Annotated in this window: 9 protein-coding genes; 4 read left to right on the plus strand and 5 right to left on the minus strand. The window is 63.5% G+C overall.

Features of this window, described 5'->3' with window-relative positions; genetic code table 11:
* Positions 1-52: 52 nt before the first annotated feature.
* On the minus strand, positions 53-952 hold the full coding sequence (locus API01S_RS11385; RefSeq protein ID WP_006218333.1) for a recombination-associated protein RdgC: 900 nt from the start codon (positions 950-952) through the stop codon (positions 53-55).
* 151 nt (positions 953-1,103) lie between these two features.
* Here API01S_RS11385 and API01S_RS11390 point away from each other — a divergent pair, with 151 nt between their 5' ends.
* Positions 1,104-1,313, plus strand: coding sequence for a hypothetical protein (locus API01S_RS11390; protein ID WP_039883006.1), 210 nt, complete (start codon positions 1,104-1,106; stop codon positions 1,311-1,313).
* Positions 1,314-1,724: 411 nt separating this feature from the next.
* Here the strand turns inward: API01S_RS11390 and API01S_RS11395 are convergent, their stop codons facing one another.
* The 3 genes from API01S_RS11395 to API01S_RS11405 form a co-directional block, all read right to left on the minus strand.
* Positions 1,725-3,386, minus strand: a complete 1,662-nt coding sequence (locus API01S_RS11395; protein ID WP_050727726.1) for an MFS transporter — start codon at positions 3,384-3,386, stop codon at positions 1,725-1,727.
* 221 nt (positions 3,387-3,607) lie between these two features.
* A complete protein-coding gene (locus API01S_RS11400) occupies positions 3,608-4,984 on the minus strand; it encodes a sensor histidine kinase (RefSeq protein WP_156487109.1) in 1,377 nt (458 codons plus the stop codon).
* A 112-nt stretch (positions 4,985-5,096) separates the two neighbouring features.
* Positions 5,097-5,786, minus strand: a complete 690-nt coding sequence (locus API01S_RS11405) for a response regulator transcription factor (protein WP_006218337.1) — start codon at positions 5,784-5,786, stop codon at positions 5,097-5,099.
* Between the two features lie 347 nt (positions 5,787-6,133).
* Between API01S_RS11405 and recA the strand changes: the two genes are divergently transcribed.
* Positions 6,134-7,195 (plus strand): recombinase RecA, encoded by a 1,062-nt coding sequence (recA, locus tag API01S_RS11410; protein ID WP_006218338.1) that lies wholly within the window; start codon positions 6,134-6,136, stop codon positions 7,193-7,195.
* Between the two features lie 164 nt (positions 7,196-7,359).
* Positions 7,360-8,127: a recombination regulator RecX gene (recX, locus tag API01S_RS11415; RefSeq protein ID WP_061304519.1), complete on the plus strand. Its 768-nt coding sequence runs from the start codon at positions 7,360-7,362 to the stop codon at positions 8,125-8,127.
* A 12-nt stretch (positions 8,128-8,139) separates the two neighbouring features.
* Here recX and API01S_RS11420 read toward each other — a convergent pair whose 3' ends face one another.
* Positions 8,140-9,060, minus strand: coding sequence for a LysR family transcriptional regulator (locus tag API01S_RS11420; RefSeq protein ID WP_061304522.1), 921 nt, complete (start codon positions 9,058-9,060; stop codon positions 8,140-8,142).
* A gap of 144 nt (positions 9,061-9,204) precedes the next feature.
* Between API01S_RS11420 and metE the strand changes: the two genes are divergently transcribed.
* Positions 9,205-11,502, plus strand: a complete 2,298-nt coding sequence (gene metE, locus API01S_RS11425; RefSeq protein ID WP_050727722.1) for a 5-methyltetrahydropteroyltriglutamate--homocysteine S-methyltransferase — start codon at positions 9,205-9,207, stop codon at positions 11,500-11,502.
* The last annotated feature ends 116 nt before the right edge of the window (positions 11,503-11,618 follow it).

Genomic DNA, 11,618 nt, shown 5'->3' on the forward strand with positions numbered 1-11,618 from the left:
AGGCCGCCCGATCAGGGGCGGCCTTGGCGTGGAGCGCGCAGCGCGCTTGCGATCAGATCTTCTTTTCGCCGCCCAGCGCTTCGACCAGTTCGGCCATCATCTTGGCCAGCTCGCCGGTCATGAGCATCATGTCGGAATCGAACTTTTCGTCGTCGTTCGCCGCGACGCCTTCGTTGCCTTCCTTGAGCACGTCCAGCGGCGACACGCGCTTGACGTCCAGGCCTTCGGTCAGGACGAACGAAATGCGGTCGGCCCACGTCATGGCCAGGCGCGTGCACTGCTTGCCCGACTGGATGTGGCGGCGCACGTCGTCGGCGTCGATCGAATGCTTGACGTAGCGGATGGCCGCGCCGCTTTCGCCGGACGAACGCAGCTCGGTGTCCTGGTCGATGCTGAAGTTGGACGGCGCCTCGTCTTCCGCCAGCCAGCCCGTCATGGCGGACGCGGGAGACTGCGCAACGTACAGGTTTTCAAGCGGGAAGGGGTCCACGCACTTGGCCAGCAGGCCGATGACTTCGTCGGCCTTCGCGGACGCGGCGGCGTCGATCACCAGCCAATGGTTCTGCGGGTCGATCCAGACGCGCGTATCGCGGTAGACGCTGAAGGCGCGCGGCAGCAGTTCGTCCGTGACGCGTTCCTTGATTTCCTTCATCTGCTTGCGGCCCGGCTTGTAGCCTTGCTGCTCTTCGATTTCCTGGGCGCGCGCCTTGGCGACCTGGTTCACGACGGTGCCCGGCAGGAGCTTCTTTTCTGCGCGCAGGCTAAGCAGGATCTGCCCGTTCACAACGTGCGCAAGCCCGCCATTTTCGCGGGGCGGCACCCAGCCCAGGCTTTGCATTTCAAGGTTGTTGCCCGCTTGGTAGGCGTGGCGCGCAAGCGTTTCTTCAAGCTGATCGCCAACGAGAGTCCACGGCGAGGAGAGGCGGTAAATCTTGAGGTTTTTGAACCACATGAGCGTCGGCCAAAAGGGTAGATTCTATACGACGCGGCCGGTTTGCCGAAGTGCTGCAATACCGTTGCGACAGGCGACACGTTCTGTCACTGACACATGGCGGCCGTTGCGTTAACTTGCGCGCACCGACATGGAATCGGAGAGGAAAAACATGAAAATCGTTGGCGCCATCCTGATCGTCCTGGGCATTGTGGCTTTGGCCTACAAGGGCTTTAACTACAAGTCCGAAGAGACTGTTTTGCAGATCGGCTCGGTCAAGGCTACGGCCGAAACCGAGAAGTCGGTACCGATCCCCACCTGGGCCGGCATTGCCGCCATCGTGGCGGGCGTGCTGGTCATCGGCGTGGGCATGCGCCGTTGATTGGGCGGCCGGCACGTCCGGCCTGCACTTGAACGCAAGCAATGATGGCCGCCTGACTGGCGGCCATCATTTTTTTGGGCGGCGCAAAAAAAAGCGGCCCGGCTCAATAAAGGCCGGGCCGGTACGGGAGCACACAATACCGCGTCATAAAAGGCTCGCGGGGAACGCGGTATCGGTGTCAGAACACTGGCCCTGCAATCGCCTGACAGGGGGATCAATCGTCATTCGATCTGTAGCAAGGCCGTAATCTGAGGCGCCAGTCTAAGCGCGAGGGTCTGACATCGTCCTGAAAGTGCGGAAGAGATTGATGCCCTGGGTTGAATGCGCTGCGCGGGAGCGAAAAAAAAAGCTCCCTAGGGAGCTTTCAAGGCCGGGCAGGCGCAGCAGTCCCGCCCGGCGGGGGATGGTCGTTTACGCGTTGATGTCGTTGTCCTTGGATTCGCGCACGAACAGCGTGCCGATGACCAGGGTCATGACTGCGATGATGATCGGGTACCACAGGCCGTCGTAGATGTTGCCGGTGGCGGCCACCACAGCGAAGGCGACGGGGGGCAGGAAGCCGCCGAACCAGCCGTTGCCGATGTGGTACGGCAAGCTCATCGAGGTGTAGCGGATGCGGGTCGGGAACATTTCCACCAGCATGGCCGCGATCGGGCCGTAGACCATGGTCACGTAGATGACCAGGATCGTCAGCAGCACCACCACCATGACGTTGTTGCTTTGCGCCGGGTCCGCCTTGGCGGGGTAGCCGTGGCCACGGATCGCGGCGGTCAGCGCCTTGTCCAGTTCCGCCGCCTTGGCCTTGAAGTCGGCGGGGGCCATGGTCTTGCCGTCGAACGAGGTGAATTCGTCGTTGCCGATCTTGACCTTGGCCAGCGCCCCGGCCGGAGCCGCTTCGTTCTTGTAGTTCACCGAGTTGCGGGCCATGAAGGACTTCACGACGTCGCAAGAGCTGGTGAACGCCGACGTGCCCACCGGATTGAACTGGAACGAGCAGGTGCTGGGGTCGGCGATGACCGTGACCGGCGCCGTCGCCTGGGCCTTTTCAAGCGCCGGGTTGGCGAAGTGCGTCAAGCCCTGGAAGATCGGGAAGTAGGTCGCCGCAGCGATCAGGCAGCCCGCCATGATGATGGGCTTGCGGCCGATCTTGTCCGACAGCGCACCGAAGATCACGAAGAACGGCGTGCCGATCAAGAGCGCGATGGCGATCATGATGTTGGCGGTATTGGCCTCGACCTTCAGCGTCTGCGTCAGGAAGAACAGTGCGTAGAACTGGCCCGTGTACCAGACCACGGCTTGGCCGGCAGTCAGGCCCAGCAGCGCCAGGATCACGACCTTCAGGTTCTTCCATTGGCCAAACGATTCAGCGATCGGCGCCTTCGAACCCTTGCCTTCTTCCTTCATGCGCTTGAAGGTGGGCGATTCGCTCAGTTGCAGACGGATCCACACCGAGATGCCAAGCAGCACGACCGAGATCAGGAACGGAATGCGCCAGCCCCAGGCTTTGAAGTCATCTTCGCCCATGACCGTGCGGATGCCCAGGATCACCAGCAGCGACAGGAACAGGCCCAGCGTTGCGGTGGTCTGGATCCACGACGTGTAGAAGCCGCGGCGGCCGTGCGGGGCGTGTTCGGCAACATACGTCGCCGCGCCGCCGTACTCGCCACCCAGCGCCAGGCCTTGGAGCAGGCGCAGCACGATCAGGATGGCCGGAGCGGCCAGGCCGATGCTGGCGTAGCTGGGCAGAACACCTACCAGGAACGTGGACAGGCCCATGATCACGATCGTGACCAGGAAGGTGTACTTACGTCCGACCAGGTCGCCCAGTCGGCCGAACACCAGCGCGCCAAACGGACGCACGGCAAAGCCGGCCGCGAACGCCAGCAACGCGAAGATGAAGCCCGCGGTGGGGTTCACGCCCGAGAAAAAGTGTTGCGCGATGATGGCTGCGAGCGAGCCGTATAGGTAGAAGTCGTACCACTCGAAAACCGTGCCCAGCGATGATGCGAAGATGACGCGGCGTTCATCCTTGGTCATCGGGCGCGGTTCCGCGGAAGGACCGCGGCCTGCCATGGTTGTTGTGCTCATGATGTCTCCTCGTTTTATGGCCGGCGGTTTTCCGCCGTGCTTGGCCCTTCTGCCGGCGAGCCGACATCGAGCTATGCGCAACATTGAGCCGCGAGGCTGACGAGGTTCTGACGGGACCCTTACCTGAATCTTAAAATTGAAACCATATGTAAGCTATGCGCCCGGAGCTAGGGATAGTCCTTAGCCGGGCTTGGGGCAGGAAAACGTCAGTTGTCGAGCAGATCGGGCGATTCGGCGTAGGGCGGGAACACCACGCTGATGCGCGTGCCCGGCAGGTCCGAATGCGGACTGGGGTGGTCGTTGATCAACACCGTCGCCTGGTGCTTCTGCGCAATCTCGCGCACGATCGCCAGGCCCAGCCCGCTGCCATCAGAGGCGGTGCCCAGCACGCGGTAGAAGCGGTCGAAGACGCGTTCGCGCTCGTCGGGAGGGATGCCTGGACCAGAATCTTCCACTTCCAGCACGGCGTCTTCACCGCTGCGTTGCACGCGCACGGTGATGTGGCCGCCGCGCGGCGTATAGCGCAGCGCGTTGTCGACAAGGTTGTTCAGCAATTCGGCAAGCAGCAGCGGGTTGCCGTTGATGTCGACCGGGTCATCGGAACCCTCGAACCCAAGGTCGGTGTTCAGCGACAGCGCGTGCGGCACCCAGTGCATCGTCTGTTCGTAGGCAATCGCGTTCAGGTCGGTGCGGGTCAGGCCGATGGCGCTGGGGTTTTCAGCGCGCGCCAGCAACAGCAGCTGATTGACCAGCCGCGTCGCGCGTTCGGACCCGGTCACCAGCTGGCGCAGGCTTGATTGCATTTCCTCGGGGCTGGCGTCGCGCAACGCCAATTCGGCCTGCGTGCGCAAGCCGGCCAGCGGCGTCTTCAATTGGTGGGCCGCGTCCGCCACGAAACGGCGCTGCGCCTGCACGTTGGCCGACAAACGATCCAGCAGGTCGTTCATGGCGGCCACCAGCGGCGCGATTTCGGATGGCGCGGCGCGTTCGTCGATGGGAGACAGGTCGTCAGGCCGGCGCGCGCGCAGGCGCTGTTGCAGCGCGTTCAGCGGCGCCACGCCGCGCGACAGGCCGAACCACACCAGCAGCACCGCGATGGGCAGCACCACGAACTGCGGAATGATGACGCCCTTGATGATGTCGTTGGCCAACTGCGTGCGCTTTTCCACGGTCTCGGCCACGATCAGCAGCGCGGGCTGCGTGTTGGGCAGATTCAGGTCCACCCAGGTGAACGCCAGGCGTATGCCGAAACCGCGCATGGTGTCGTCTTCGTACTGGACTTCGCCGGGACGAGGCTGGCCCACGGTGGCGGGCAGCGGCAGCGCGCGGTCGCCGCCCAGGTATTCGCCGCGGCTGCCCAGCGCCAGCCAGAACACGCTGTCGGTCTCGTCGGCGCGCAACACGTCGCGCGCCGCGTCGGTCATCTTCAGCACCGCGCGGCCGTCCTGGGCATGGACTTGCCGGGTCAGGACATGCAGGTTGTTGGCCAGCGCGCGGTCATAGGGCACGTTGGCGATGTTCTGCGCAACCACGTAGGTGATCGCGACGCTCATGGGCCACAGCAGGAACAGGGGCGCCAGCATCCAGTCCAGGATTTCGCCCAGCAGCGAGCGCTGCGGCGGTGCGAAGCTTGGGCCCTTGGACCCGGCCTGCATGATATCCAGCGCTTCCTGATTCAGCGGCTCGGGCCGAGGGTCAGCTGGCGAGGTACGCGGCACCCTGGTCCCGCTCCAGACAATAGCCCAGGCCGCGCACCGTGACGATCTTCACGCCGCTGGGTTCGAGTTTCTTGCGCAGGCGATGCACATAGACCTCGATGGCGTTGGTGCTGACTTCTTCGCCCCATTCGCACAGGTGGTCCACCAATTGCGTCTTGCTGACCATGCGGCCGCTGCGCGTGAGCAGGATTTCCAGCAGGCTGACTTCACGCGCCGACAGGTCCAGCGTCTGGTCGTCGACGATGGCGACCCGGCCGGTCTGGTCGAACAGCAGCCGGCCATGCTTGAGCATCGTGGCTCCGCCACCCGCGCCGCGCCGGGTCAGTGCGCGCACGCGCGCTTCCAATTCGGACAGAGCGAAAGGCTTGGCCATGTAATCGTCCGCGCCCAGGTCCAGGCCCTTGACGCGCTGTTCGATGCTGTCGGCGGCGGTAAGAATCAGGACGGGCAGGGCGGAGTTGCGGGCGCGCAACCGGCGCAGCACTTCCAGGCCGGCCAGTTGCGGCAGGCCCAGATCCAGGATGAGCAAATCAAACGCTTGGGCCGCCAAGGCGGAATCGGCGGCAAGCCCGTCGCGCACGGCGTCAACCGCATAACCGTTGTGCCGCAATGACCGGGATAGGCCGTCGGCCAGAATGCTGTCGTCTTCGGCGATCAGGATACGCATGGGGCTGCAAAGGCGCTGCAAAAAGGTCCCTGTGGCGCCAGCGCGTTGCGCGTTGGCTGCCCCCGCTGCGGAGGGCGCCGCCTTGTGGGCGGCCCGGCGGTGGAAAAGGGACGAAACGCCGGGGTCGGCTTCGATTCTGTCATACGACGAGAACCTTGCCCACTCAGGGAATACGTGCAAAACTCTGGCACACTGGTTTTTTGTACAGTACAATCCGGTGCAATAATCTGAACCTGAATCAACACAGCAACGCTGCGGTCCACGTTCAGGCACTTCCCAGGGTAACCACCCTAACTGGCCCCCGCTTGACGCCGCAACCACCAGATACGTTACAGACAGGACTTTACATGGACGACAAAACCACCAAGGCCGCCGCATCGGAAAAGGCCAAGGCGCTTGCCGCCGCGCTTTCGCAGATCGAAAAGCAGTTTGGCAAGGGCTCGATCATGCGTTACGGCGATAACGAGGTCTCGCACGATATCCAGGTGGTTTCCACGGGGTCGTTGGGTCTGGACATCGCACTGGGCGTTGGCGGCCTGCCGCGCGGCCGCGTGGTCGAAATCTACGGCCCGGAATCCTCGGGCAAGACCACGCTGACGCTGCAAGTCATTGCAGAAATGCAGAAAATTGGCGGCACCTGCGCCTTCGTCGACGCCGAGCACGCGCTGGACGTCCAATACGCCAACAAGTTGGGCGTGAATCTGACCGACCTGCTGATCTCGCAGCCGGACACGGGCGAACAAGCGCTGGAAATCACTGATGCGCTGGTGCGTTCGGGCTCGGTTGACCTGATCGTCATCGACTCGGTGGCCGCCTTGGTGCCCAAGGCTGAAATCGAAGGCGAAATGGGCGATTCCCTGCCCGGCCTGCAAGCCCGCCTGATGAGCCAGGCGCTGCGCAAGCTGACCGCCACGATCAAGCGCACCAACTGCATGGTCATCTTCATCAACCAGATCCGCATGAAGATCGGCGTCATGTTCGGCAATCCCGAAACCACGACGGGCGGCAACGCGCTGAAGTTCTACGCCTCGGTGCGTCTGGACATCCGCCGTATCGGCTCCATCAAGAAGGGTGACGAGGTCGTCGGCAACGAAACCCGCGTCAAGGTCGTCAAGAACAAGGTCGCGCCGCCGTTCAAGCAGGCCGAATTCGACATCATGTACGGTGCCGGCATTTCGCGCGAAGGCGAAATCATCGACCTGGGCGTGGCCGCGAACGTGGTCGACAAATCCGGCGCGTGGTACAGCTACAACGGCAACCGCATCGGTCAGGGCAAGGACAACGTGCGCGAATACCTGAAAGAGCACCGCGACATGGCGATCGAGATCGAAAACCGCGTTCGTGAGAACCAGGGCATCGTCAGCCGCGCCGCTGAATTCGTGCCCACGGCGGAAGACACCGCCGAATAAGCCGTCTTCCGGTCATCAGCGCTGTTGCGCTGGCGGCCGGGATTCAAGATGGCTGGCGTCGGGCGCCGTCTGCGTCGGGCGCTGATTGCGTCGGGCGGCGTTATCGCCCGGCCATACACGGCAGGCGCCATGATGGGCCTGCCGTTTTGCATAGCAGGAAGCGCATGAGCTGGAAATCGACCCCCGCGTCAGCCGACCGTCTTCGTGCCAAGTTGGACGACGAGTTTGAAACCGTCGCGAAGCCTCAAGGCTTGCGGCGTAGTTCGGACGCGCGCCGCGCGCAAGAAGCGGCCGAGCCTGCCCCCGACAAAGACCAGTGGCAGCGCAGCTCCGAACAGCGTGCGTCCCAGCCTCGTGCGTCCGGGCAGCGGGGCGCGGCGCGGGGCGGGCCACGCTCGGCCCGTCAATCCGAATCTGAATCCGATGCCGGCTTCGAGACCGCGTCTGTCGGTTCCGACGACGCGGCCGCCGATGATGGCAAGCAGGCTCGCCGGGGCCCGTCTTTGAAGATGCGCGCGGTGGGATATCTGTCGCGCCGCGAGCATGCGCGCGAGGAACTGGCGCGCAAATTGGCCGCCTACGCCGAAGACGCCGATGAAATCGAAAGCGTGCTGGATGCGCTGGAAAAGGAAGGCTGGCTGTCGACCGAGCGCTTCGCGCAAAGCCTGGTGCATCGCCGCGCCTCGCGCCAAGGTGCTGCCCGCATCGTGCAGGAACTTCGCCAGCATGGCGTGGACGATACCCAGGTCGCCGAATTGCGCGAGCAACTGCGCGCCACCGAATACGACCGCGCGCTGGAAGTCTGGAAAAAGCGCTTCGACGCCAAGCCGCAAGACCGCACGGTCTACGCCAGACAGGCGCGGTTCCTGGCCAGCCGAGGATTCGCGCACGACGTCATTCGCCGCATCCTGGGCGAGGGCGACGAAGACTGATCCCGCGTTTAGCTACGCCTTCGCCGACTTGATGCCCGACAGCGTCTTGAAGCACACGTCGCGCGTGATGGTCAGGAATTCGTCGATGTAGGACGCGTCCGTATCTTCGCTGCGGACGGTGGCGTACAGCGTGCGCCACACGCCTTGAGGCCCCAGCCTGCACAGCCGCAACCACCCCTGGTTCATGTATTCGGTCAGCGCCCAGTTCGGCAGCGCCGCCACGCCCCGGTTGCTGGCCACCAGTTGCGCGATGATCGGAGTCAGCTCGGCCTTGCGGACTGAAGCGGGCTCGACGTCCGCGGGATCCAGGAAGGCAGTGAATACGTCCAATCGTTGCTTGTCCACGGGGTACGTGATCAGCGTCTGGTCCGCCAACTGGTCGGGCATGATGAATTTGCTGCCCGCCAGCGGATTGGATTCCGATACCGCCAGCACCAGTTCGTACTTGAACAAGGGCAGGTATTCCACCGCATCCAGCGGCTGCGGGTCGGACGTGATGACCAGGTCCAGGTCGCCGCGCACCAGCGCCGGCAAGGGGGCAAATGAAAACGCCGCCGACAAGTCCAGCGCCACGTCGGGCCACTGCACCCGGAACGCGTCCAGCGCGGGCATCAGCCACTGAAAGCACGAGTGGCAGTCGATCGCCAGATGCAGTCTTCCCGTGCGTCCGGCCGCCAGCCTTTGCAGGTCGCGTTCCGTTGCACGGATCCGGGGCAACACCTCATCCGCCAACGCCAGCACGCGCAGCCCCGCAGTGGTCAAGCGGGCAGGGCGGGTGCGGCGATTCAAGAGCGGCGTGCCTAGCCGCGTTTCCAGGTCGCGCAATTGATGCGACAGGGCGGACTGCGTCAGGTGCAGGCGTTCAGCGGCTTCTTGCAGACTGCCGCCCTCACGGATGGCGGTCAGCGTTTCAAGGTGGCGGATTTCTAGCATGAGGGCATGTGGCGTGGCGGGGAGTGAATCTGGATTGTATGAGATTCCCTCATCTTATGGATGTGAACATTGATTTTGATTCATATAACTTTGTCGGCACAATAACTGCCACTTGAACAAATTTTGTCTAACGGCGGTGTTGTCATGACTACTATTCATAATCTTGGTTTCCCCCGAATCGGCGCGCAACGCGAACTCAAGCGCGCTGTCGAGGCTTACTGGGCCGGCAAGCAGACCGCCGAGGCGCTTGAAGAGACTGGCCGTGAATTGCGCGCCAAGCACTGGAAGCTGCAAGCGGCCGCGGGATTGAAGTTCGTGCCGGTGGGCGACTTTGCCTGGTACGACCAGATCCTGGAATGGAGCACGCTGCTGGGCGCCGTGCCCGCGCGCTTTGGCCAGAAAGACAACGAAGCCGTATCGCTGGACACGCTGTTCCGCATGGGCCGTGGCCGCGCGCCATCGGGCAAGCCGGCCGCCGCTTGCGAAATGACCAAGTGGTTCGATACCAACTACCACTACATCGTGCCGGAGCTGGTGCCCGGCCAGACTTTCCGCATCGCCCGCGAATCGCTGTTCGAGCAGGTCCAGGAAGCGCAAGCGCTGGGCCACGACGTCAAGCCGGTGATCCCGGGTCCGCTGACCTGGCTGTACCAGGGCAAGGGCGACGCCTTCGCGGGCGGCGCTGCCGATGAAGGCAAGCTGCAATTGCTGGCTGCTTTGCTGCCGGTGTATCAGCAAGTCCTCGCGCGCTTTGCCAAGCAAGGCGTGCGATGGGTGCAGATCGACGAGCCCATCCTGGTGCTCGACCTGCCGCAAGCCTGGCGCGACGCGTTCAAGTCGGTGTATGCCACCTTGTCGGCAAGCCCGGTCAAGTTGCTGATCGCCACCTACTTCGATGGCCTGAAAGACAATCTGGCGACCGCGCAAGCGCTGCCCGTGGCGGGCTTGCACGTGGATCTCGTCCGTGCGCCGGAACAACTGGCTGACGTGGTGGCCGGCCTGCGTGCCGATCAGGTGCTGTCCGCCGGCATCATCAATGGCCGCAACATCTGGCGCACGGATCTGGATGCCGCCATCGCGATGCTGGCGCCCATCAAGCAGCAGTTGGGAGATCGCCTGTGGCTGGCGCCATCGTGCTCGTTGCTGCACGTGCCGGTGGATCTGGCCAATGAAACGGAATTGGATGCCGAACTGAAAAGCTGGCTGGCGTTCGCCGCGCAAAAGCTGCAAGAGCTGAACCTGCTGGGCCGCGCCCTGGACAACGCCACCGATAGCTCCGCGCAGGATGGCCTGATCAAGCAGCGCGCTGCGCTGGCGGCTCGCCGCTCGTCGCCGCGCATTCACAACCCCGTTGTCGGCCAACGCATGGCCGGCGCGGCTTCTGTCTCGCGCGATCGTGCTCCTTTCACTGGCCGCATCGCACGTCAGCAAGAGCAACTGGGTCTGCCCGCCTACCCGACCACCACGATCGGATCCTTCCCGCAGACCGCTGAAATCCGCGCGCTGCGCCGCGACTGGAAGGCCGGCGCGCTGACGGATTCGGGTTACGAGACCGCCATCCGCAAGGAGATCGAGGAAGTCATCCGCTTCCAGGAAAAGGTGGGGCTGGACGTGCTGGTGCACGGCGAACCCGAACGCAACGACATGGTCGAGTATTTCGGCGAACTGCTGGCCGGCTTCGCGTTCACCAAGAACGGTTGGGTGCAAAGCTATGGCTCGCGCTGCGTCAAGCCGCCGATCATTTTTGGCGACGTTGCCCGGCCCGCGCCGATGACGGTGGGCTGGTCGTCGTACGCGCAATCGCTGACGGACAAGCCGGTCAAGGGCATGCTGACCGGTCCGGTCACGATCCTGCAATGGTCCTTCGTGCGCGACGATCAACCGCGTGAGCAGACCTGCCGCCAACTGGCGCTGGCCTTGCGCGACGAAGTGGTCGACCTGGAAACCGCCGGCATCAGCGTCATACAGATCGACGAGCCAGCGATTCGTGAAGGCCTGCCGCTGCGCCGCGCCGACTGGAAGACGTACCTGGATTGGGCCGTGGATTGCTTCCGCTTGGCCACGGCCGGCGTGCGCGATGAAACGCAGATCCACACGCACATGTGCTATTCGGAATTCAACGACATCATCGAATCCATCGCGGCCATGGACGCCGATGTCATCACTATCGAAACGTCGCGCTCGAACATGGAATTGTTGAAGGCGTTCGAAGACTTCGACTATCCGAACGACATCGGCCCGGGTGTGTATGACATTCACTCGCCCAACGTGCCCGAAGTCGACTGGATGGTTGGCTTGATGGAAAAGGCGGCGGCCCGCTTGCCGAAGGAACGTCTGTGGGTCAATCCTGACTGCGGCCTGAAGACGCGTGCCTGGCCCGAAACCGAAGCCGCGCTGATCGGCATGGTGCAAGCCGCGCGCGCCCTGCGCCAATCTGCATAAGGCCAATCCGGCATCGGCGTGCCTCGCGCAAGCGAGGCGCCGTCATCGACCCCTTGCATGCTGCCCACGGGCATTGCGCAAGGGGTTTTTTCTTTGAAGGACGTGAACGAATTCTT

This window comes from Achromobacter piechaudii NBRC 102461, assembly GCF_001571245.1.
GTDB classification, from domain to species: domain Bacteria; phylum Pseudomonadota; class Gammaproteobacteria; order Burkholderiales; family Burkholderiaceae_B; genus Achromobacter; species Achromobacter piechaudii.